The organism is Streptomyces sp. NBC_00234, assembly GCF_036195325.1.
In the GTDB taxonomy this organism is placed as follows: domain Bacteria; phylum Actinomycetota; class Actinomycetes; order Streptomycetales; family Streptomycetaceae; genus Streptomyces.
The window spans coordinates 291,984-316,934 of the sequence record NZ_CP108101.1; the positions used below are offsets into that span (position 1 = coordinate 291,984).

A 24,951-nucleotide genomic window follows, 5' to 3' on the forward strand; every position below is an offset into this window, starting at 1 on the left:
CGGCGATCATTCCGGCACCGCACTGAGCCGTGACCACGGAATACGTCGGGTCACGCTCCCCGCTCCCCCACCCCAGCCCGGCTCCCGAGCCCACGTCGATGCGAGAACGGTTCATGGACACACACAACTCTGTCGTTGACGTAATTCGCCGCAATGTTCGGGAGCGGGGCGCCGACGTAACCTACGAGTTCCTCGCGGAAAGCGGGGGAACCGACTCCAAGCTCAGCATTCTCGAAATCGACGCGCGTGCGCGGGCCGTTGCTGCGGCCCTGCTCAGGGAAGCCGCACCGGGTTCCCGGGTCATGCTGCTCTATCCGCCCGGCGAACTGTTCGTGGTCGGGTTCCTGGCGACGCTCTATGCCGGAATGGTCGCTGTTCCGGTCTATCCGCCCGACCCGATGCGTATCGCCCGCACACTGCCGCGGCTCCGCGCGGTCGTGCAGAATTCCGATGCGCAGATCGTGGTCTCCACGGAGCTGGTCCAGGCATTCACTGCCGAACTATTCGGCCAGGCACCCGAGTTGGCGCGTCTGCCCTGGCTGGTCACGGAGCAGGTGATGCTGAGCGGGGCCGACGACTGGCGTCAGCCGGTGCTCGCTCCCGACTCCGTCGCCCTCCTGCAGTACACGTCCGGATCCACGGGCTCGCCGCGCGGCGTCGTCGTGACGCACGCGAACCTGCTGTCCAACGGCGGCGCGATCGCCGAGAGTTTCGGTCTGACCCCGGACGACGTCACCGTGTCCTGGCTGCCCTTCTACCACGACATGGGGCTGCTCGGCGGCGTCCTTCAGCCGATGCTCTCCGGCATATCGAACGTCCTGATGTCGCCGCTCGACTTCATGCGCCGTCCCATGCGCTGGCTGGAGACGATCGCCGAGCGCGGGGCGACGGTCAGCGGTGGTCCCAACTTCGCCTTCGATCTCTGTGTCAACAAGAGCACCGAGGCCGAGCGGGCGGGACTGGACCTGTCGAACTGGCGGGTGGCGTTCTGCGGGGCGGAGCCCGTCCGGCACCACACGCTGCAGCGTTTCTCCGACGCCTTCGCCGGCAGCGGCTTCGACGCGTCCGCGCTGCTGCCGTGCTACGGGCTCGCCGAGGCCACCCTCTTCGTCTCGGGCAGCGCTCGCGGGAACGGCGCGGAGCGCGCCCGGATCGACCGGCAGGCCCTGGAGAAGGGCAGCGCCGTCACGCGCGCGGACGGCGACCACGTGGTGTCCTCCGGCCGTGTCGCCACCGGTCACGAGATCGCGGTGGTGGATCCCGAGACGCGCAAGCGCGTCGCACCGGGCGGTGTGGGAGAGCTCTGGGTCAGCGGCCCGTCCGTCGCCACCGGGTACTGGGGCGACGACACCGCGACGGCCGGCACCTTCGCGGCGCGTATCGACGGCGAGCAGCGCCCCTTCCTCCGTACGGGCGACCTCGGGTTCACCCGGGACGAGCAGCTCTTCGTCACGGGCCGCCTCAAGGAAATGATGGTGATCCGGGGCCGTAACCTCTACGCCCACGACATCGAGGAGACCGCTCTTCTCGCCACGCCGTGGGCACGTCCCGGCTGCGGTGCGGTGTTCTCCGTCGAGGTGGAGGACGGCGAGCAGTGCGTCGTACTCCACGAGGTCAAGGCGGACACACCCGCCGAGCAGCTTGCGCAGGCCGCCGACGCGATCGCCGCGGCGGTCCTGGACGAGTACGGCGTGGCGGTGGCCGACGTCGTCCTGCTGAGCCCGCGCAGTCTGGCGAAGACGTCGAGCGGAAAGATCCAGCGCCTGGCAGGCCGGGCGTCGTACGTCGACGGTCTGGTCGAGGGCGAGTTGTACCGCAGGGCCTCGGCCGGCGGTCCTGCGGCCGGGGACGTCACCTTCGTGTTCCCGTCGCGCGCGGAGCTGTTGGAACTCCCGCAGGACGAGCGGATCGAGGAGATCGAGCGGAGCCTGAGCCGCACCGCCGGGCGGCCCGGTGACATGCCCCGGGCCACCACCGTCGCCGAGCTGAACCTCGACTCCCTCGCCGCGGTGGAGCTCGCCTTCCGCATCGAGGAGCACCTGGGTACCGTCGTCGACCCGACCCTGCTGCTGCGGCCGACGGCGCTGCGCGAGGTGGCGGTCGCGATCGACGCCCAACTGGCCCTCGCACCCCGCCCTTCGGCGCTGCCCGCGGCGGCCGGGGGCGTCGCGCACACCGGCCCGCTGTCGGCCGGACAGGAATCGCTGCTCTTCATCCGTGAGCTGGAAGGCCCGGACTGCCAGCAGAACGTATCCGTCGCGGTCAGGCTGGCGGGCCCCGCCGACCTGGACGTCCTCGCGGCAGCGGTACGTCGGCTCGGTGAGCGGCATCCGATCCTGACCTCGCGCTTCGGCACCGACGGCAGCCGTCGCCGCCAGGCGATCGGCTCCGGCGGGGTGTTCGCGCTGGAGGTCACCGACCTCACCGGACTGCCGGAGTCCGCGCTCCACGCGCGGGCGGACGCGTGTGCCCTCGAACCCTTCGACATCGAGGGCGGCGACGTCGCCCGGGCCCGGCTGTTCACCGGCGTCGGCGCACCCGTCCTGGTACTGGCGCAGCATCACGCGATCACCGACTTCTGGTCCGTGGTGACGCTGCTCGACGAACTGTCGAGCGTCTACGGCAGCCTGCTGGCCGGGCGGACTCCGCAGCTGCCGCCGGCCGTCGGCTACGAGGAGTTCGTCCGCTGGCAGCAGGACTACGAGCGTTCGCCCCAGTGGCAGGACGACGAGCGGTACTGGCTCGACCTGCTGGCCGGTGAGGTGCACGCCCCGACGCTGCCCTACCAGGAACGCCCGCAGGACGACCAGGGCGTCGCGCAGCACCGCGTCACCGTCGCTCCGCAGCTGCTCGCCCAGCTGGAAGCGATCGCCAGGGAGTGCGAGACGACGCTGTTCTCGGTCCTGCTGGCCGCGTTCGAGGTCCTCGTCGACGCCCACAGCGGAGACGGCGAGTTCATCGTCGGAGCGACGACGACCGGCCGTCCCGAGGCACGCTTCCGCAACACGCTCGGCTACTTCGTCAACACGATCCCGGTACGTGCGGAGCCCTCCGCCCACGCGTCCGTGGCCGAGCTGATCCGGGGGACCGGGCAGCAGTTGCGCGAGTCCCTGAGCCACCAGCACTTCCCGTACAGCCGTCTGGTCGAACTGCTGCGGGCACGCGGCAACGCGTCCGCGGTGGTCAACGCGGCGGTCGTCTTCGAGCGCCCGCACAACGCGGTCGGGAACGACGTCACTTCGGTGATGTTCGGGGCCGGTACGCGGTCGGCGGAGCTGGGTGACCTGACGCTGGAGCCCTTCCCGGTCGGTGTGCTCGCCTCCCAGTTCGACATCACCCTGCACGCCGTCCCGGTCGACGACGCGCTGCTCGCCCATCTGCTGGTGCGCGCCGACCGGTTCGACCCGGCCTTCGCCGAGCAGTTGGCGCAGCAGTACCTCGATCTGCTCGGTCAGATCGCGTCCCGGCGCGAGGCGCCGGTCGGAGCGCTGCGTCTCGCCGGTGCGGCGCAGTCGCTCGCCCGCGCCGATGTCGCGGCCCGGACCGTGCCGGGGGTGACGTCGGTCCACGAGCTCTTCGAGGCGACGGCCGAGCGCACGCCCGAGGCCCTCGCGCTGGTCTCCGGGGACCTCGAACTCTCCTACGCGCAGGTGGAGAGCGCGGCCAACCGCCTCGCCCACGCGTTGCGGCGGGAGGGGCTGCGCCCCGAGGACACGGTGGGTCTGTGTCTGCGGCGCTCCCCCGAGCTCGTCGTCGCGATGCTGGCCGTCATGAAGTCGGGGGCCGCGTTCGTCCCCCTCGACCCCGGTCTGCCGCAGGCCCGCCTCGCGGACATGGTCAGCGACGCACGGTGTGCGCGCATCCTCTGCCACGAGGCGACCGCCGAGCTCGCCGGTGCGCTGGGCGCCACGATGCGTGTCGACGAGGAGGACGGCTCCGGAGCGCTCCTGCCCGACGACCGGCCCGCACTCACCGTCGGCGACTCCAGCCTCGCCTACGTCATCTTCACCTCCGGCTCGACCGGTCGGCCCAAGGGTGTGCAGATCGAGCACCGCTCGCTGCTGAGCTATCTGCGGTCCTTCCTCGACACGTTCGACGTCGTCGCCGGTGACCGCGTGCTCCAGTTCGCGCCCCTGACCTTCGACCCGTGCCTGGAGGAGATCTTCTCCACCTGGATCCAGGGGGCGACGCTCGTCCTGCGCGACGAGGCGGTGCTGGACTCGCCCGAGCACTTCTGGACCTGGTGCGAGGAGCAGCAGCTCACCCTGGTCGACATTCCCACGGCCTTCTTCCATGTCCTGGTCACCGCGCTCGACAGCGGCGTCGAGGTGCCGAAGGCCCTCCGCTCGATCCTCATCGGCGGTGAGGCCGCGCACCCCGACAAGCTCGCCCAGTGGTTCGCCGCCGATCGCGCGCACGTCTCCCTGTACAACCGCTGGGGCACGACCGAGACCACGGTCTGCTCCACCATCGCGCTGCTGGGTCCGGAGTCGGGCCGCGTCGCCCGCGCCCGGGACATCTCCGTGGGCGCCGACATGACCGACGCGGTCATCCATGTGCTCGACTCCTCCCTCGAACCCGTGGCCGACGGCGTGGTGGGCGAGGCGTACATCGGTGGCGTGGGCGTCGGACGTGGATACGCCTCGGCTCCCCGCAAGACGGCGGAACGATTCGTCCCGGACCCCTTCTCCTCGGCTCCCGGCCGCCGGCTGTACGCGACGGGCGACCTCGTACGCCGCTCCGCCGACGGCGAGCTCCGCTACATCGGCCGGGCCGACCAGCAGGTCAAGGTCCGCGGCTACCGCATCGAGCTCGGCGAGGTCGACGTGGCGCTGCGCCGCCACCCCGAGGTCGCCGAGGCAGCGGTCGTGGCCTCGCGGGCCTCGGGCGAGACGGAGCTGATCGCGGCCGTCACGGGCGACGGCATCGACGTCGAGGGACTGCGCGACTGGCTGCACCAGGAGCTCCCCGGCTACATGGTCCCGACCCGGCTGTTCGTCCTCGGCCACATCCCGCTGACCTCGAACGGCAAGGTCGACGCCGACGCGGTCCGCGAGCACGCGCACGCGGCGGCCCACTCGGTCGAATCGGCGGCCATGACCCCGGTGGAGACGAGGCTCGCGGCCGTCTGGCGCGAGGTGCTCGATGTCGCCGGCGTGGGACTCGACGACGACTTCTTCGCCCTGGGCGGGCACTCGCTGCGCGCGGCGGACCTCAACACGCGGGTGCGCAAGGAGTTCGGCGTCAAGCCGCCCCTGCGGATGTTCTTCGAGTCGGTCACCGTGCGCGCCCAGGCCGCGCGGCTGGCCGAGCTCGCTCCCGCCGACGCGGTCTCCGGCCGGGAGCTGCCGGCGCCAGTCGTCGCGGCCGAGCCGCGTCTGTCGCTCGGCCAGCGGCGGCTGTGGTTCCTGGAGAAGTTCGCCCCCGGTTCCAGTGCCTACGTGGTACCCGGCGTCCTGCGGCTGTACGGGGCCCTCGACCGCGACGTCCTCCGGAGCGCCCTGGACACGATCGTGTCCCGCCACTCCGCGCTGCGTACCGGTTTCCGTGACGAGGGCGGCACACCGGTGGCCTTCGTCCGCGAGGACCTCGCCTGCCCGTTCGAGATCGTCGACCGGACGGCGATCGCCCCGGTGCTGCGCGAGTCCGAACTGACCTCGCTGGCCTCCGCATACGCGCGCAGCGCCTTCGCGCTCGACGAGCCGCCGCTCGTGCGGGCGGCCCTCGTGGAGTTCGCGGACGACGAGTCGGCGCTGCTGCTCGCCTTCCACCACATCGTCTCCGACGGCCGCTCGATGGAGATCATCGCGGGTGAGCTGGCCGAGCTGTACGGCCGTCGCACACGGGGCGACGACGAGGTGCCGCCCGCGCTCACCTACGACTGCGCACAGTGGGCGGCCGACGAGAGCGCCCGGCTGGAGTCCGCCGACGGGCAGCGCGGCCTGGAGTTCTGGACGCGGCACCTGAGCGGCGCTCCGCGCGCGCTCGACCTGCCCGTCGACCGCCCCCGGCCGGCGCTGCAGACCTTCACCGGTGACCGGGTCCCGCTGGTCCTGAGCCCGGAGGACTCCGCTCTGCTGCGCGGCCTCGCGCGGGAGCAGCGGGCGACCGTGTTCATGGCACTCTCGGCGTGCATGGCCTCGACCCTGGCGCGGCTGTCCGGCCAGGAGCGTGTGGTCATTGGTGTGCCGGACGCGAACCGTCCGGACGACGGGGCGTACGACGACGTCGTCGGCTTCTTCGTGAACACCGTTCCGCTGTGCTTCGAGGCAGCGGCCGGCGACAGCGCCAGGAAGCTCGTCGACCGGGCGCGCTCGACGACGCTGGAGGCGATGGCGTGGAACTGGGTTCCGTTCTCCGCCATTGTCGAGGCGGTCGGCCACGACCGTGATCCGAGCCGGAGTCCGGTCTTCCAGGCGATCCTCGACGTCCGCAGCGGGGCACTGCCCACGCCGGCCATTCCCGGTCTGCGCGTGGAGACCGCGCCGTTGTACACCGGCACGGCGAAGACCGACCTGACCTTCGAGATCACGGACGACGGGGCCGCGCTGACGGGCTGGCTCGAGTACAACGCGGACCTGTTCCTGCCGGAGTCCGCCCAGCAGATCGCGCGGCTCTTCACCGAGACGGCGCGGGCGATGGCGCACGAGCCGGACCGCGGCATCTCGACCCCGGCCGCGACCGCGGTTCTCGCGCACTGGCCGGCGGTCACGGAGAGCGCGGACGTTCCCTGGGCGGCTGCCGCGGGCGAGCCGGACGAGACGTTCTGGGCGCGGTTCGACCGGGTGGCCGACGCCCGTTCCGGCGCGGTCGCGCTGGAGAGCGACGACCGCACGCTGACGTACGGGGACGTACGGACCCTGGTCGAGCGGATCGCCGGTGTCGTCGCACGACGGTTCGCGGTCGCTCCGGGCGATGTGGTCGCCGTGGCGGTGGAGCCGTCCGTCGAAGCCGTGCTCGCCGTCCTCGCCGTCCAGCGGTGCGGTGCGGCGTACCTGCCGATCGACCCCGCGTACCCGGCGGAGCGCAAGGCGTTCATGCTCGCCGACTCGGGGGCGCTCGGCACCGTGACCCGAGAGCTCGTCGAAGAGGCGCTCAGCGCGCCCGAGGTGGCGCATCCGCTGCCGGACGTCCGGCCCGATTCGGCCGCGTACCTCATGTACACCTCCGGCTCCACGGGCCGGCCCAAGGGCGTCCTGATCTCGCACCGCAGCCTCGCCAACCTGGCCCTCGCCCAGGCCGGTTGCTTCGGCATCACCGCGGATTCGCGGATGCTGCAGTTCGCCAGCATGAGCTTCGACGCCTCGGTCTGGGAGATCTTCCCGACGCTCGCCTCCGGAGGCACCCTGTGCGTCGTCGCACGGGACCACGCACTGGTCGGCGAGACCCTGGCGCAGGTCCTGGAGGACCGCGCCGTCACGGTCTGCCTGCTGCCGCCTTCGGTGATCGCCTCGCTCCCCGTCCGCGCGCTGCCCCGGCTCGAGACGCTCGTCTCGGGCGGGGAGGCGGCCCGCAGCGAGCTGATCGCGCGCTGGCAGCCGGGCCGCCGCTTCGTCAACGCGTACGGGCCGACCGAGGGCACCGTCGCGGTCACCGCGTCCGAGTGCCTGCCGAACCGTCCCGTATCGCTGGGATCGGTGCTGCCGGGCGCCACCACCTACGTCCTCGACGCCGCCCGGCGTCCGGTGGTGACGGGTGCGATCGGTGAACTCCACATCGGTGGAGCCGGGTTGGCACTCGGCTACCACAACCGGCCCGAGCTGACCGCGGCGCACTTCCTCCCTGACCCGTTCTCGGACGCCCCCGGTGCGCGTATGTACCGGACGGGCGACCTCGTCCGTCTGCGCGCCGACGGAACGCTTGACTACTGCGGCCGTTCCGACAGCCAGGTCAAGCTGCGCGGCTACCGGATCGAGCCGACGGAGATCGAGTCGGTGCTGCTCGCGGACTCCGCGGTGTCCGAGGCGGTGGTGAGGCCGATGGACGGGGTGCTGGTCGCCTACGTCGAGACCGCCGACCCTGCCCTCACGCCGGCCGTGTTCGCGGAGCGCTGCACGGCCGCGCTGCCCGCCCACATGGTGCCGGCCGCCTTCGTCGTACGCCCGGAACTGCCGCGTCTGCCGGGCGGCAAGGCCGACACCGGCCGGTTCGGACGCCCGCAGCGCGACGACTACGTCAGCGGCGGCTTCACCCGCCTCGCATCGGACACCGAGCGCACGATCGGCCGCATCTGGTCCGAGGTCCTGGAGATCGGGACGATCGGCAGCAGCGACGACTTCTTCGCGATCGGCGGGCATTCCCTGCTCGCGACGGTGATCACCTCCCGGGTGAGCGAGGACCTGGGCCGCGACATCCCGCTGCGGGCGCTGTTCGAGGCCCCCGTGCTGCGCGAGTACGCCGCCCTCTGCGAGAGCGCGCTGCCCGGCGCCACGGCGGGTGCCATCGCGGCCCACGCCTGTGGTGACGACGCACCGCTGTCACTCATGCAGGAACGCCTGTGGATTCTGGAGGAGCTCGAACGGGGCTCCGGACAGCCCGACGCGTCCAGCGGCCTGTACCACCTGGCCGGCGCGATCCGGCTCACCGGCGTCCTCGACGAGAGCGCGCTGCAACGGGCGGTCACCCGCCTGGTGGAACGCCACACGACGCTGCGCACGACGCTGTCGGACGACGGCGAGGCGCTGACCCAGCGCACGCACGACCACGTCGAGGTCAGCCTGTCCCGGTCGGCGCTGACGGCGGCCACCGCCGAACAACGCGCGGCCGAGGCGATGGACTTCGTGGCGCGCGAGGCGACGACCCCGATGGACCTGGCGACCGGACCGCTGCTGCGCGTGCGCCTGCTGGAGATCGAGCCCGACGACGCCGTTCTCGTTCTGACGCTCCATCACATCGTGGGCGACGGCTGGTCGATGGAGATCCTCAAGCGGGATCTCACGCACTTCTACACCGACGAGGTGAGCCGGGAGGTGATCGATCCACTGCCTCCGCTGGAGGTGACGTACGAGCAGTTCGCCCGGTGGCAGCGCCACCAGCTGGACTCGGGTGCGCTCGACGGGTCCGTCGCGTACTGGTGCGAGCAGCTCGACGGTCTGCCCCGGCTCAGCCTGCCGATGGCCCGCAAGACGTCGGAGCCCGCGACCGCGCGGGGCAACCGGGTGCGGGCGGAGATCCCGGCCGGCCTGCGCTCGGAGATCGAGCGGCTGGCCACGGGTTCCGGTGCGACGACCTTCATGGTTCTGGCCGCCGCGCTCCAGGTCACGCTGGGCCGTCTCGCCGGCCAGCGCGACTTCGCGATCGGTGTGCCCATCGCCGGCCGGCGCCACCGCGAGGTGGAGGACCTCATCGGCTTCTTCATCAACTCGGTGGTGCTGCGCGCCGATCTCTCCGAGAACCCGTCCTTCGCCGAACTGCTCGGACGGGTCCGGGCGTCGACGCTCGATGCCTACGAGCACCAGGACGTGCCGTTCGAGACGCTGGTCGGGAAACTCGCTCCGGAACGCGATCTGACCACGACCCCGCTGTTCCAGGTCTACCTCAACATGCTCAACATCCCGCAGCAGAAGGCCGGGCTGCCGGGCCTGGAGGTCAGTGCGTTCTCCGTGCCCGACCTGGGCGCCAAGTTCGATCTGACCTTCTACGTGGAGCCCGCCGGCGAGCAGCTCTCGCTCGACCTGGTGTACGCCGCCGACCGGTTCGACGAGCCGGTCATGGACGAGCTGCTCGCCCAGTGGGTCCGCGTCCTGGAACAGGCCGTCGCCGACAGCGGACAGGCCATCGACTCGCTGCGGCTGGACACCCCGACGGCGCGGCAGCAGCTGCCCGACCCGGCGGAGCCCCTGGACGGGACCTGGTTCGGTTCCGTCGTCGAGCAGTTCGAGAGCTGGGCGGCGCGCGAGCCGCGGCGCGTCGCCATCAGCGAACCGGGACAGGACCTCAACTACGGTGACCTCGCGTGGGGTACGTCGGCCCTGGCCGGCATCCTGTCGCAGAACGGCGTCGCCAAGGGTGACGTGGTCGCCATCTACGGCGAGCGGTGCGCCTCGCTCGTGTGGGCGATCCTCTCCGTCATGCGGACCGGTGCCTCGTTCGCCGTTCTCGACCCCAGCTATCCCGCCCACCGCATCGCCGACTGTCTGGCCGTGGCCAGGCCGACCGCCTTCCTGCAGCTGGAGAGCGCGGGGACCGTTCCGCTCGCCGTGGAGAGTGCCCTCCAGGAGCACGGGCTGCGATGCCGCTTCGAGCTTCCGACGAACCTCGACGACGCCCGGCACCTGCTCCCGCAGGGCCTGGAACCGCCGGAAGCCGTAGCGGTGGGGCCGCGGGACTGCGCGTACATCGCCTTCACCTCCGGATCCACCGGAAAGCCCAAGGGCATCCGCGGCTCCCACGGCTCCCTCACGCACTTCGTGCCGTGGATGGCCGAGACCTTCGGGCTGCGCGACACCGACCGCTACAGCATGCTGTCCGGGATCAGCCACGACCCGCTGCACCGCGAGGTGTTCACACCGCTGGTGACGGGGGCGACGATCTGCGTCCCCGCTCAGGTGGACGTCGAGACGCCGGGACGGCTGGCGCAGTGGTTCCGCACCCAGCAGATCTCGGTCAGCCACCTCACCCCGCCCATGGCGCGCCTCTTCGACCAGCTGACGATCGCGCCGGGCACCATGCCGTGGCTGGAGCGGGTCTTCTTCCTCGGCGACGCGCTCACCAGCCGCGACGTACGGGCCATCACCCGCATGGCGGGCTCGGCCACCTGCGTCAACCTGTACGGCTCCACCGAGTCGCAGCGGGCTGTCGGATACTTCGTCGTCCCGGCGGCCGACGGAGTCGCCGACGAGGACCCCGGGGTGACCTATCCGCTCGGGCGGGGCATGAAGGACGTCCAGCTCCTCGTCCTCAACGCAGCGGGGAACCAGGCGGGCATCGGCGAAGCCGGTGAGATCGTCATCCGCTCGCCGCACCTCGCCCTCGGATACGCCCACGACCCGGAGCTCAGCGCCGCCAAGTTCCTGCGCGGGCCGTTCACCGACCTGGAGGACGACCGTGTGTACCGCACGGGCGACCTGGGCCGCTATCTGCCCGACGGGTCCGTCACCTCGCTCGGACGGGCCGACAACCAGGTCAAGATCCGCGGCTACCGCGTCGAGATGGACGAGGTGCAGCGGGCGATGCGCGCCGTGCCCGGCGTACAGGACGCCCTCGTCGTCGCCCGGGAGGACGCGAGCGGGGAGACCTCCCTGATCGGCTACATGGTGACGAAGCCCGGCGCGAAGGTGGCCGGTCACGAGGTGAAGGCCGCCGTGGGCGCGCGCCTCCCGTCGTACATGGTGCCCGCGTTCGTCGTGCCGCTGGACGCGTTCCCGCTGACGCCCAACCGCAAGATCGACCGGGCGGCGCTCCCCGAGCCGTCCAGCCTGCCGGGAACGCACGAGGACGGGCAGCAGGCGGTGGTGTCCCCCACCGAGGAGCTGGTCGCCGGCGTGTGGCAGGACGTGCTGGGTGCTCCCCGCGTGCTGCCCGACGACAACTTCTTCAACCTGGGCGGGCATTCGCTGATGGCGACACAGGTCGTCTCCCGCGTCCGCCGGGTGTTCGGCTGCGAGATCGCGCTGCGCACCCTGTTCGAGAAGCAGACGGTCCGGCAGCTCGCCGCGCACATCGACTCCATAGCCGGTGGCACGACACCGTCCGCTCCGATCGTCGCCCTGCCCCGCACCGGTCCGCTCCCCTCCTCGTACGGGCAGGAGCGGCTGTGGATCCTGGACCAGCTCGAAGGCGAGACCGGGGCCTACAACAGCCCCACGGTCGTGCGGATGCGCGGTCCGCTCGACCGGGAGGCGCTGTCCGCGACGCTGGACGAGCTCGTCCAGCGCCACGAGGTGCTGCGGACGCGCCTGGTCATGAACGAGGGGACGGTGCAGCAGATCGTCGAGGACGGCGCGGGCATGACCATGCCGCTCGACTTCGTCGACCTGAGCGCCGAGCCCGCGGAGACGGTCGAGCAGCGCTGGCAGACCTGCGTCGAGGAAGCGGCGAAGACCCGCTTCGACCTCGGCCGGGCACCGCTGGAGAGGGCGACCCTCATCCGCGTCTCCGCCGAGGACCACGTGGTCGTCCTCACCGTCCACCACGTGGTGGCCGACGGCTGGGGGCTCCAGATCGTCGTACGCGACTTCGCGGCGCTCTACCGGGCGCGGTGCCACGGCACGGATTCCCCGCTTCCCGTGCTGGACGTGCAGTACGCCGACTGGTCGAGCTGGCAGCGGGCCCGCGTCGAACAGGGCGACTACGACGCGCAGCTCGACTTCTGGCGCGAGACGCTCGCGGAGGCTCCGTCGCTGCTGGAGTTCCCGGCGCAGCTGCCGCGGCCCGCGACGATGACGAACCGGGGCCGGACGGTGCGCCGCGTCATCTCCGGCGAGCTGGTCGACGGGGTCCGCCGGATCGGGCGCGAGCACAACGCGACGCTGTTCATGACGCTGCTCGCCGCGTTCAACTGCCAGCTGCACCGCTACAGCGGGGCGCAGGACATCGCCGTAGCCACTCCGGTGTCGACGCGTTCCGTCGAGATCGAGGACGTGGTCGGGTTCTTCGTGAACACGATCGTGTTCCGCAACCGGCTGTCGGGACAGGACCCCTTCACGGACCTGCTGGACCGCGTGCGCGCCACGACGCTGGCCGCCTACGCCAACCAGGACGTGCCCTTCGACCGGGTCGTGGACGCGCTGCAGCCCAACCGCGACCTGAGCATGAGCCCGCTGTTCCAGGTCATGTTCACGCTGCACAACGCTCCGTACTCGGAGATCGACCTCGGCGACCTCGTGCTGGAACGGCTGCACGCGCCGACCAGTACCGCCAAGTTCGACGTCAGTCTCGACCTCGCGGAGGACGCGGACGGCCTGCACGCGATGCTGGAACTCAACGCCGACCTGTTCGAGCCGGAGGCGGGCGAGCAGCTCCTCGACCACTTCGAGGCCCTGCTGACCAGCATCGTCGACGATCCGCGGAACACCGTGGCCGGGCTGGAGATCCGGCCGGCGGACGAGGCCAGGTCGCAGAACGCGCTGGCCACGGGGCCGGATGCCTTCACGCCGCCGGCCACGGCCGAGGCGCTGGAGCACTGGGCGCGGGTGACCCCGGACGCACCGGCCGTCATCGACGGCGACCGCGTCTGGAGCTACCGCGAGCTGCGCGACCGCGTGGCGGCGCTGGCCGAGCGGCTGTCCGGGGCGGCCACCACGGCCGAGCCGGCCGTCGTGGTGTGCGCGGAACGGTCCGCGCAGTACATCGTGGCCGCCCTCGCCTGCGGTGAGATCGGGGCGACGTACGTCCCGGTCAGCCCGGCCGTCCCCGACCGGCGGATCGCTTCGGTGCTGGAGCGGCTGGGTGAGGTCGTCGCCGTGACGGACGACGAGCAGTCGGCCCGGGTGGCCGCTCTGCTCGGCACCGGCGCACGCGACGGCTCCCACCTGATCCTCGACGAGGGCCCGGCCACGGCCGGGTCGCGGACACTGGGACTGCGGAAGCTCCACCCTCGTCAGCGCGCCTACGTCATCTTCACCTCGGGAACGACCGGTGAGCCCAAGGGCGTGGAGGTCGAACAGGCCGGTCTGCTGAACCACTTGGAGCTGATGGCCCACGAGCTGGAACTGTCGCAGGGCGACGTCGTCGCGCAGACCGCCTCCCAGTCGTTCGACATCTCGGTCTGGCAGATGCTCGTCGCCGTGATGCGCGGAGCGACGACGGTCGTCAGCCGTGACGACACCAGCCGCGACGCCGGAGCGCTGATCACGCTGGTGCGGGAGCGGAACGTCAGTGTGCTGCAACTCGTGCCCGGCATGATCAGGGCCCTTCTCGACCAGGCCGCGGAGGAGGACCTGCGCGGGCTGCGGTTCCTGATCGCGACCGGTGAGGCCCTGCCGCCGGACCTGTGCGCCCGATGGCTGCACCGTTTCCCCGGTATCCCGCTCGTGAACGCCTACGGTCCCGCGGAGTGTTCGGACGACACCCACCTCGTCGTCCTGACGCCGCAGCCCGCCGACCGGGCCGTCACGATCGGCCGCCCCGTCGCGGGTGTCACCAGCCATGTCGTGGACGCGGAAGGCCGGTCCGTGCCGTTCGGTGTGCCCGGCGAGCTGGCCATCGGCGGCCTCGCCGTGGGGCGCGGCTATCTCGGTGACCCGCGGGCCACCGCGGAGCGCTTCGTCCCCGATCCGCACTCCGCCGTCCCGGGGGCGCGGCTCTACCGCACCGGCGACCGTGCCCGCCTGCTGCGCGACGGCCGGCTGGAGTTCCTCGGCCGGCTCGACGACCAACTGAAGGTCCGGGGCTTCCGGATCGAGGCCGGTGAGGTCGAGACGGCCCTGTGCGAGCTGCCCGGGGTGACCGAGGCGGCCGTCGTCCTGCGTGACCTGGACGGGCAGTCCATCCTCATCGGCTGTCTCGGCGGCAGTGAACGCGACCCCGCCGTGGTCGCCGCCGCTCTCACCGCGCGTCTTCCGCGGTACATGGTGCCCAGCGGCTACGTGTTCGCCGACCGTCTGCCCCGTACCCCCAACGGCAAGATCGACCGCGCGGTGCTCCAGCGCGGGGACGTGGTGGTCGAGCGGGTGCGCAGGCACTTCGAGGAGCTCGCCACACCCACCGAACGGCTCGTGGCCTCCGTGTTCGCGGAGTTGCTCGACACGCCGAAGGTCGGCGCCCTGGACGACTTCTTCGTTCTCGGCGGTCACTCCCTGCTCGCCACCCGGCTGGTGTCGGAACTGGCCGCGCGTACGGACACCGAACTCGCGCTGCGCGCCGTCTTCGAGCAGGCGACCGTGCGGAGCATCGCGAGCGAGCTGGACCAGATGCAACTGCGGAGCCTGAGCGAGGCGGACCGGCTCGAACTCGAAGCACTCCTCGCCGGAGTGAGCGACGACGAGGCGCGTGCCCTGCTGGCTTCCGATGACGAGGGGAACGCGTGATGGCCCACACCGAAGCGGCACAGGGCTCGTTGGAGAACCTGTCCGACGCCAAGCGGGAGCTGCTGGCTTCGCTGCTGCTGGCGCGGGGCAGGAAGCGGGCCGCCGGACGGCTGATCCAGCCTCGCGACCCGGCTCGGCCGGCCCCGCTCTCGCGGGGTCAGGAGCAGCTCTGGGTCGCCGAATCCCTGGCGGACGGACAGCCGTTGTACAACGTCCCGTACGGGCTGCGGCTGCGGGGTGATCTGGAGGTGTCGGCCCTGCGGGCCGCGTTGGACGGAATCGTGGCCCGCCACGCCATCCTGCGCACCGTCTACCGCCGGCGTGACGACAGTGGCCTGGAGCAGATCGTCGAGCCGGCCGGGCCCGTCGCGCTGCCGGTGGAGGAGGCTGCCGACGAGGAGGCCGCGTTCGCCGCGGCGCAGCGCGAGGCGGCGGCGCCGCTCGACCTGCTCGACGGACCGGTGCTGCGCGGGCGTCTGTTCCGCATCGCCGCCGACGACCATCTGCTCGTCCTGGTGGTCCATCACATCGCCACCGACGCCTGGTCGGTGGGCGTCCTCCTGGAGGATCTCGCCGAGTTGTACGACGCCGCGCGCTCGTCACGTGAACACCGGCTGCCCGCGCTCGACATCGACTACGCGGACGCGGCGGCGCACGAACGCGGCCGGGAGCCCGCGGACTACGACGGTCTCGTCGGCATGTGGCGGGAGCGGATGGACGGGGTGAGTCCGCTGGCGCTGTCGCCGAGCGCCGACCCCGACACGTCCAGGACGGGGAACCGGATCCGCCGTCACTGGGGCGGCGGGCTCGGTCACGCGCTCCAGCGGGCCGCCGACGCGCGGCGCACGACCGTGTTCAACGTGATGCTGACGGCGTTCGCGGTGCTTCTGCACCGCTACACCGACACGTCCAGGTTCGCCATCGGTACGGTCATGGCGAACCGCGGCAGCCAGACGGACCGGCTGATCGGTTACTTCGCCAACACGGTGCCGGTCGTCGCCGATGTGGCGCCCGGGGCGGCCCTCTCGGACGTGCTCGCGGGTGTGACCCAGCAGTCCTTGTGGGCACGTGAGCACCAGATGCCCTTCGACGTGCTCGTCGACGGGATCTCACCCGAGCGTTCCCTGGCCGGGAGTCCTCTCTTCGAGGCCATGTTCGTGTTCAACAACGCGCCCGGCCACGAACTGCACCTGCCGGGGCTGACCCTGTCCCCCGCCCATCTGCACTCCAGCACGGCGAAGTTCCCCCTCGACCTGTCCTGCGCGGTGGCGGGCGACGACGTGATGGTGTCGCTCGAATTCGACGCCTCGGTGCTCGACGACGAGGCGGCGGAGCGCCTGCTCGGGCATTACCGGAGGCTGCTGGACGGCCTGTGCGAGAGTCCCGGACTGCGCGTGGACGACGTCGGCATGCTGACGCCGGCGGAGCATGAGCTGGTGGTCGGCACGTGGAACCGTACGGAGCAGGAGTTCCCGTCCGGGTCGACCGCGCACGGGCTGTTCGAGGAGTGGGCGGACCGCAGGCCCGGAGCCGTCGCCGTCGTGTGCGGCGAGGAGTCCGTCACCTACGGGGAGCTGGACGTACGCGCCAACCGGCTCGCCCACACGCTGCTCGCACAGGGCTGTGGGCGCCACGAACGCATCGGTGTGTGCCTGGAGCGCGGTACCGACCTCGTCGTCGCCCAGCTCGCCGTCGCCAAGATCGGCGCGGGGTACGTACCGCTGGACCCGGCGTATCCGCAGGAGCGCCTGCAGTGGATGCTGGCCGACTCGGGGGCGCGGTTCGTCATCGGCGGGACGGGCGCCGCGGTGGTCGGGGACGCCGGGGTGACGGCCGTCGAGGTCGCGTCCGCGGCCTCCTCCCCCGTGTCGCGCCCGGACATCGACGTACGGCCCGAGGACCTGCTCTACCTGATCTACACCTCGGGTTCGACGGGCCTGCCCAAGGGCGTCCTGCTCGATCACCGGGGACGTGTCAACAACTTCACCGACTTCAACCGGCGCTTCGGGGTCGGCCCCGGGGACCGGGTGTTCGGGGTGTCGGCGCTGGCCTTCGACATGAGCGCGTACGACGTCTTCGGCACGCTCATGGCCGGCGCGACCCTCGTCTTCCCGACGCCCGAGGACGAGCGCTCGCCCGATCGCTGGATCGAGGCGATCGAGCGTGAGGGGGTCACGGTCTGGCACTCGGTCCCCGCACTGTTCGGGCTGCTGATCGAGGAGGCGGAGGCCCGCACCGGCGGCCGGCTGCCGGTCCGGCTGGTGCTCCTCGGCGGGGACTGGATTCCGCTGGCGCTCCCGAACCGGGCGCGCGGGCACCTGAGCGAGGCGGCGCAGGTGGTCAGCATGGGCGGGGCCACCGAGGTGTCGATGGACTCGACGATCCATGTGATCGAGCGCGTCGACCCGCGCCGCCGGAGCATTCCGTACGGCGCCCCGATGGCCAACCAGACGGCGTACGTGCTCGATTCGACCCTGACCCCGCTGCCTGTCGGTGTCGCGGGCGAGCTCTACCTCGGCGGAACGGGTGTCGGCTGGGGCTACCACAACCGCGCCCGGCTGAGCGCCGAGCGCTTCCTGCCCGACCCGTTCGCCTCCGCTCCGGGAGCGCGGATGTACCGCACGGGCGACCGCGCCCGTTGGATGCCCGACGGCGACCTCGAACTGCTGGGGCGCATCGACTTCCAGATCAAGATCAACGGCTATCGCGTCGAGACCGGGGAGATCGAGGCGGCCCTCCGTGACCTGCTCGGCGGTGGCTCCTGCCTGGTGGCGGCCCACGGGGCACGCGACGGGGCGAAGACCCTGGTGGCGTACCTCGTCGCCGCGCCCGGAGCCGAGGGCCCGAGCGACGACGAGCTGGAGCGGGCTCTCTCGACCCGCCTGCCCCGGCACATGGTGCCGGCCGCGTTCGTACGCCTGGACGCCTTTCCGCTGACCGGCAACGGGAAGATCAACCGGGCTGCGCTGCCCGCCCCGGTCGTCACGGCGCACCGCGGGCGCGGAGCGGAGAGCGACACCGAGCGGACACTCGTGGCGCTGTGGCGCGAGGTGCTCGGCGTCGACGAGGTCCCCGTCGACGCGGGCTTCTTCTCGCTCGGCGGCAACTCCATCGCGGTCATCCGGATGGTGAGCGCCGCCCGGCGGGCGGGGCTGACGATCACCCCCCGGATGGTCTTCTCCCACCAGACGATCGAGACGCTGGCGAAGGCACTCGACGAGGACGACGCCCCCGCCGCCGAGAACACCCCGGCGCGACCGCGGGACACCCGCCTCGTGGCAACCCCCAGTCAGCGCCACATGCTGACGGTGCTGGAGAACGACTGGGTTCCGGGCCTGTACCGGATGCAGTCGACGACACAGCTGCCCTTCGCCGTCGACCCGGACGCGTTCACGGATGCCTGGCGGGCCCTCGCGCGACGTCACGCGTGTCTGCGTACCGGTTTCCGCCGGGCGGAGGACGGCACCTGGCTGCGCGTCGTGGCGGACGAGGTGGAGCCGGCCGTCGAGCTGCTCGACTGGAGCGGGCGCGACCCGGAGACGATCCCCGACGACCTCATCGCCCGTCTGGAGAGCGAGCGGGCGCACCCCGTCGACGTGGCCGCCGCCCCCCTGTGGCGGGTGTGGCTGGTCCGTGGCCCTTCCTCGTGGTGGATGGGGCAGGTACAGAGCTATCTGCTGGCCGACGGCTGGTCGAACCTGGTGCTCCTCGACGAACTGCTGGAGCTCTACCTCGCCACCGTCCAGGGGCAGCCGGCGCAGCTCCCGCCGGTCGTGGAACTCGGCGTTCTCGGCGACGGCTCGGACCTGGAGAAGGACACCGCGTTCTGGCGCCGGCAGCTCACGGGGGCACCGTCGACCCAGCTGGCCGCGGCGCCCGGACTGCTCGGTCCCTCGCGATTCTCCCGGCTGGCGGCACGGCTGGAACCAGCGGTGGGCGAGGCACTGCGGGCACGCGCCGCGGAGCACGGCCACACGTTTTCGACCTGGGTGTGCGCGGGCTGGGCCCTGCTGGCCGCGGCGCGTCTGGAGCGCACCGATGTCACCGTCGGTGTGGTGTCGGCCGGCCGCGACCGCGCGTACGAAGGAGTGGAGCGCGCGGTCGGGCTGTTCATCGCCGCCCTCCCGGTACGGGTCTCGGTCGACTGGGACGAGCCGCTGACGGCCCTGCTCGACCGCTTCCAGCTCGCCCGCGTCGAGGGCGCCGAGCGGACGTCGGTGGACACCGGGGTCCTTCAGCGGATGGGCGGGGACGACAGCGCTCTCTTCGACTCGGTCGTCGTCGTCGCCAACTACCCGGTGTCCTCGGCGCTGCGTGCCCAGCAGGAGACGGGCGGACAGCCGGGTACCGGGAGCGACGGCACCCGCAACCAGACCGAGTTCTCCCTGCGCCTCGACGTCACCGACGATGCCGAGTCCCGCATCGTCCTCTCGTACTACGGCGATCGCATCAGCGACTCCGAAGCCGGGCGCCTGCTCGACGACTACCTCGCGCTGCTGGGCGCCATGGCCGGCACACCTGCGTCCACCCCGGGCCAGGTCCGCCCTCCCCACCACCTGACTGGAGTCACCCGATGACCGAACTCGCGGCCCTGGCCGACCCGACCGAGGTGTTCGAGGCGCGTGAGTCCAACGCCCGCTCGTACTGCCGGGTGTTCCCCGCCGTGCTGTCCTCGGCCCGGGGAAGCACGGTGACCGACCAGGACGGTACGGAGTACCTGGACTTCTTCGCCGGAGCCGGAGCCCTCAACTACGGCCACAACCACGACCACATCAAGCGCCAGGTCGTCGACTACCTGTCGCAGGACGGGCTGGTGCACGCCCTCGACTTCCACACCCCGGCCAAGCGCGACTTCCTGGACCGCTTCGGCCGGGAGGTGCTGGAGCCGCGCGGGCTGCGCCACCGCGTGCAGTTCTGTGGCAGTACGGGCACGGACGCAGTCGAGGCGGCCCTCAAACTGGCCCGCAAGCACACCGGCCGGTCGAAGGTCATCGCCTTCTCCGGTTCGTACCACGGAGTGAGCCGGGGAAGCCTCGCGGCGACCTCCGACCTCTCGCTGCGCAAGGCCGCGGGCGTGCCGCTCGACGAAGTGACCTTCCTGCCCTTCCCCGTCGGGCCGGGCGGCCCGTTCCCGAGCGTGGCGCTGCTGGAGCGGTTCCTGACCGACGACCTGTCGGGCGTCGAGCTGCCCGCGGCGGTGATTCTCGAAGTCGTCCAGATGGAGGGCGGGGTCTACCGCATTCCCGACGCGGACCTGCGGCAGTTGCGCGAGCTCTGCGACACGTACGGCATCGTGCTGATCGCCGACGAGATCCAGGCGGGCTGCGGCCGGACCGGCGGGTTCTTCTCCTTCGAGCAGGCCGGTGTCGTCCCGGACCTGATCACCGTCTCGAAGTCGATCAGCGGCCTGGGGCTGCCGATGTCGCTCCTGCTCATCGGCGAGGGACTGGACGCCTGGGACGTCGGCGACCACCCGGGTACCTTCCGCGGCAACCAGTTGGCCTTCGTCGCCGCCTGCGCGGCTCTCGACCTGTGGCGGACGGCGGAGTTCACCGACCACGCCAGGGCGGGTGCCGAGCTGCTGCGCACGTTCTGGCAGGACAACACGCTCCCCGGCGTGGAGGTCCGGTGCGAGGGGCACGCCGTGGGAATCGACCTGAGCGCGGTCGGCGGAAAGGCCCTCGCGAACGCGGTGGTCGACGCGTGCTTCGAGCGCGGGCTCATCGTGGAGTCGACCGGCCGCGGCAAGGCCGTGCTGAAGCTGCTTCCCGCGCTGACCATGGACCTTGACGCGTTGACGCGCGGCTGCGAGCTTGTCCACGGAACGATTCGGTCCCTCCTTTCCCTCGCGCCCCGCCAAGAACTTTCGAACATTTCCGTCGCCGAGAACATCTAGTTCAGGAGGAACCATGACTGCCGTCAATCCGCCCCAGAAAGACGTGGCGAAGACCGGGACGATATTCGGTGACATCGACGTACGGGCCGATGCCATCGACCGGGTCCACCGTCCTTCGCCCGAGGACTTCAAGCGCGACTACGTGTACAAGCGCAAGCCCGCGATCATCACCGGTCTGATGGACTCCTGGCCGGCGATGGAGAAGTGGGGCTTCGACTACTTCAGGACCCACTTCGGGGACCTGGACATCCACGCCAACATCCAGAAGCTCGACTCGAAGCTGATCCTCGGTCATGTCGGCAAGTTCCAGCCGATGAAGCTCGGTGCCCTGCTGGACGACATCGAGAACAACACGGACCCGGACCGGGCGCACTATCTGCGCGCCTTCCCCGTCCACCGGATGATCGACCACTATCCGGGGCTCGCCGACGACTACGACCTGCTGGACCTGGTGCCGAACTGGGCGGACATCCGCCACCCCGCGCAGTGGAAGACGGGCACGAAGAACCCGGCACGGCTGCTCGGTCTGTTCCTCGCCAAGACCTTCCTCAACCGCGGGAGCAACAAGCCCGCGCCGCGCAGCACGGTGTCCTCGCGCGTCGCCGCGGTGATGTTCGTCGGAAGCAAGGGGACGGTCACCCCCTTCCACAGCGACGGCATGCAGACGGCGGCCTATCTCAACCAGGTCGTGGGCAGGAAGCGCTGCTACTTCGTCTCGCCCGACCAGCACGCGCGCCTGTACCCGCGGAAGTTCCGCCGTCAGTTCGGCATGGCCCAGGTCGACTACCGCCGTCCCGACCTGGAGCGCACGCCGCTCTTCCGCGACGTCGTGGTCGAGGAGACGATCCTCAACCCGGGCGAGACGCTGTACGTGCCCAGCGGCTACTGGCACGCGATCGAGGCCATGGACGCGTCGATCTCGTACAGCCACCAGATCGTCAACGAGGACAACGCGCTCGGCTGGCTGACGTGCATCCCCGAGCGCTATCTCGCGCAGGTGTACTTCAAGTCCCAGGGCGGTTTGCGCAACGTCACCGGGGCGAAGGACTGGGACGACTGGGCGTAGTGGCGACCATTCCGAGCACGGGCTCGAACACCGGTGCCGGTACGGGTACCGACACCGGGTCGAGCCTGCTGCGTGACCGTGACTTCCTGCTGTTCGCGGGCGGACAGGGCGCGTCCGCGCTCGGGGACTCCCTGAGCAAGACCGCCCTGCCCCTGCTCGTGCTCGCGCTCACCGGCTCGGGCCTGCACATGGGGATCATCGCCATGCTGTCGGCCCTGCCCATGCTGGTGCTGGGCATCCCGGCCGGTGCGTGGGCGGACCGGTTCGACCGGCGCCGCATGATGCTGTGGTCGGATGTCGGGCGCGCGCTGCTGGTGGCGTTGGTGCCACTGGCGGCGGCGCTCGGGATCCCCGTGGTGCCGGTCCTGTACGCGATCGCGGTACCCATCGGCGTCCTGTACGCCGTCTTCGAGGCGGCGTGCCTGTCCTGCGTCCCGTCGCTGGTCGGACGGGACCGGCTCGGCGAGGCCAACTCGCTTCTGTCGATCGGGAACGCGCTCGGCTACATGACCGGACCGGCCCTCGCCGGTGTGCTCGTGGCGGCGGTGGGCGGCGCGGTGACGCTGGGCGTGGACGCGGTGACCTTCGCCGTCTCCGCGCTCACGCTGATGCTGATCCGCCGTCCCCTCCAGATGGCGGTCGAGCGCGCGCCGGCCACGATGACGCAGGAGGTCCGGGAGGGGATGCGGTTCATCGTCTCCCATCGTCTGCTGCGATCGACGCTGCTCTACTGGGCGGCGATCACCTTCTTCACGTCGCCGGTCATCATCTGCGCCACGTACTTCATCCGCGAGGATCTCGGCTGGTCGCCGAAGGTCATCGGGCTGATCATCACGACGTACGCCTTCGGGGCGATCGTCGGAGCCGTGGTGGCCACGCGGCTCAAGCAGATGTCCGGCATGGTCATGCTCGGCGGCACGGTCGTCGGAGGCATCGGCCTGCTCGTCCTGAGCACCACGGCCTGGCTGCCGCTGACCCTGTGTGTCGCTCTGATCGTCGGCATGGGGGAGGCGCTGTCCGGCATCCTCTACACGACCTTGCGCACGCAACTCATTCCGGACGAACTCCTCGGCCGCGTGACGACGACCGCACAGGTCGCCACATTCGGCCTGAGACCGCTGTCCGTTTTCGTGGCAGGCATTGCCCTGGAAACGACGTCGGGTTCCCTCACCCTTGCAGCCATGGGCATATCGTGTCTGATCATCAGCATTGCCTTTGCGCTGCGCAGTTCGATTTTCTCCGCCACCGCATCTGTGACGAGGTAGGAAAATGACAGAGAACGCTCCCGAGACGCAGTACGCCGTCGTCCTGAACGACGAGGAGCAGTATTCGATATGGCGGAACGACCGCGAACTGCCCGCCGGATGGACCCGTGAGGGAAAGATCGGCAGCAAGGAGGAGTGCCTCGACCGCATCGAAGAGGTGTGGACCGACATGCGCCCCCTCAGTGTCCGGAGCTGAGGGAAGCCCTGTGTCCTTGCTCAGACGGCTCACGGCCGGCGAAGGAACCAGTCGCATCATCTGTCTGCCCTACGCGGGCGGCGGCGGATCGGTGTACGAGAGCTGGGCCAAAACGATTCCGCCCCACGTGGACCTGTGGGTTCCCGACCTCCCCGGGCGCGAACACCGGATGCTGGACGAACCGGTGGAGGACCTGCACGAGCTGGTCACGGCCCTGGCCGACGCGCTCGGCGAGGAACCGGGCGCAACCAGCCTGTTCGGGCACAGCCTCGGCTCGCTCGTCGCGTTCGAACTCGCCCGTGAACTGCAGGAACGCTCACTCCCCGTCGGTTGTCTGGTCGCGTCCGGGATGCCGGCGCCCCAGACGCTGACGCCCCGCCCACAGCCGACGGACGCTCAGATCCTCGCCGATCTGCGGCGGATGGGCGTGGCTCCCGAGGAGCTCTTCTCCCAGCCCGACCTCTTGGAGCTGCTCCTGCCCGGTCTCCGCGCCGACTACTCGATGGCGCTCGGTTACACGTACCGGAACGGGCCGAAGCTCTCCTCGGGGATCTTCGCCGTGGGTGGTACCGACGACGCGCACGTGCCCCTCACGGGGCTCGCGGCGTGGTCGGAGCAGACCCTCGCGGGCTGCGAGACCCGACTGTGGGAGGGCGGTCACATGTATCTCCTCGATCACGCCGAGGACCTTGCCGCCTTCGTCTCCACCTGCCATACACGTTCGCTAGGAGAATGACCATCAACGCACGTACTGTCGATGTCCCCGGTGGATCGCTGTTCACGACCCGCAGCGGCGAAAAGAAGCCCGTCGCCGTCATGGTCCACTCCGGGCTCGCACATTCGGACATGTGGCTGCCACTCATGAGCGCACTGGGCGACGACATTCCCGCCGTCGCCTATGACTGCCGTTGCTGCGGACGGTCGACGACGACGCTCGACGGCACGTTCTCGGACCATGCCGACCTGTCCTCGGTGCTGGACGCCTATGAAATGGAATCGGCGTTCCTGGTGGCGGAGTCACGTGGTGCGCGTATCGCGATCGACTTCGCTCTGGCCCATCCCGAAAGGGTGCGTGGGCTCTTCCTGCTGGCACCCGACGTCTCCGGGTACGACGCGCCGGTCGCCGACAACGAGCGGCCGTTGATCGACGCGGTCGGCGCCGCCGAGGACGCCTGGGAGGTCGAGGAGATCATCGCGCACGAGGTCCGGCTGTTCGTCGACGGCCCGGCCCGTGAACAGGACGCCGGACGCGACGCGTTGCGCACGTCGGTGGCCGAGATGCTGCGCCTGAACTACACGCAGCAGAAGGACACCCCGGACTTCGACTCGCCCGAGCCCGCGGCCGGCCGCCTGGCGGACCTCACGTGCCCGGTGCGGGTCCTCGTGGGTGACGAGGACACGACCGGCATGCGGGCTACCGCCGCCGAGATCGAGAGCGCGTGCGCCCAGGCCACGCTGCTCCGGGTCCCGGACGCCGCGCACGCCCTCACGCTGGAGCGTCCCGAGCTGGTCGAGCGCGAACTGCGCTCCTGGTGGCGGAACTTCTGACGATGAGCCGT

At 70.9% G+C, this 24,951-nt stretch carries 8 protein-coding genes; all 8 read left to right on the forward strand.

All coding sequences use genetic code 11. The annotated features are described in order from the left end of the window. Nucleotides 1-113 precede the first annotated feature (113 nt). From OG230_RS01425 to OG230_RS01460, 8 genes are read left to right on the forward strand one after another with little or no spacing between them, the layout of a single operon-like run. On the forward strand, nucleotides 114-14,969 hold the full coding sequence (locus OG230_RS01425; protein WP_328908281.1) for a non-ribosomal peptide synthetase: 14,856 nt from the start codon (nucleotides 114-116) through the stop codon (nucleotides 14,967-14,969). Beyond that, entirely contained in the window at nucleotides 14,969-19,546 is a 4,578-nt protein-coding gene (locus OG230_RS01430) for a non-ribosomal peptide synthetase (protein WP_328908282.1), read from the forward strand. Before OG230_RS01425 ends, OG230_RS01430 begins: the two co-directional genes overlap by 1 nt. Beyond that, nucleotides 19,543-20,865 (forward strand): diaminobutyrate--2-oxoglutarate transaminase, encoded by a 1,323-nt coding sequence (locus OG230_RS01435; protein ID WP_328908283.1) that lies wholly within the window; start codon nucleotides 19,543-19,545, stop codon nucleotides 20,863-20,865. The genes OG230_RS01430 and OG230_RS01435 overlap by 4 nt, the downstream gene beginning before the upstream one ends. A gap of 13 nt (nucleotides 20,866-20,878) precedes the next feature. After that, nucleotides 20,879-21,931, forward strand: a complete 1,053-nt coding sequence (locus tag OG230_RS01440; protein ID WP_328908284.1) for a cupin-like domain-containing protein — start codon at nucleotides 20,879-20,881, stop codon at nucleotides 21,929-21,931. After that, on the forward strand, nucleotides 21,931-23,196 hold the full coding sequence (locus OG230_RS01445) for an MFS transporter (protein WP_328908285.1): 1,266 nt from the start codon (nucleotides 21,931-21,933) through the stop codon (nucleotides 23,194-23,196). The genes OG230_RS01440 and OG230_RS01445 overlap by 1 nt, the downstream gene beginning before the upstream one ends. 4 nt (nucleotides 23,197-23,200) lie before the next feature. Continuing rightward, on the forward strand, nucleotides 23,201-23,392 hold the full coding sequence (locus OG230_RS01450) for an MbtH family protein (protein WP_328908286.1): 192 nt from the start codon (nucleotides 23,201-23,203) through the stop codon (nucleotides 23,390-23,392). A 10-nt stretch (nucleotides 23,393-23,402) separates the two neighbouring features. Next, nucleotides 23,403-24,128: a thioesterase II family protein gene (locus OG230_RS01455; protein WP_328908287.1), complete on the forward strand. Its 726-nt coding sequence runs from the start codon at nucleotides 23,403-23,405 to the stop codon at nucleotides 24,126-24,128. Next, nucleotides 24,125-24,940 (forward strand): alpha/beta fold hydrolase, encoded by an 816-nt coding sequence (locus tag OG230_RS01460; protein ID WP_328908288.1) that lies wholly within the window; start codon nucleotides 24,125-24,127, stop codon nucleotides 24,938-24,940. Before OG230_RS01455 ends, OG230_RS01460 begins: the two co-directional genes overlap by 4 nt. Nucleotides 24,941-24,951 lie beyond the last annotated feature (11 nt).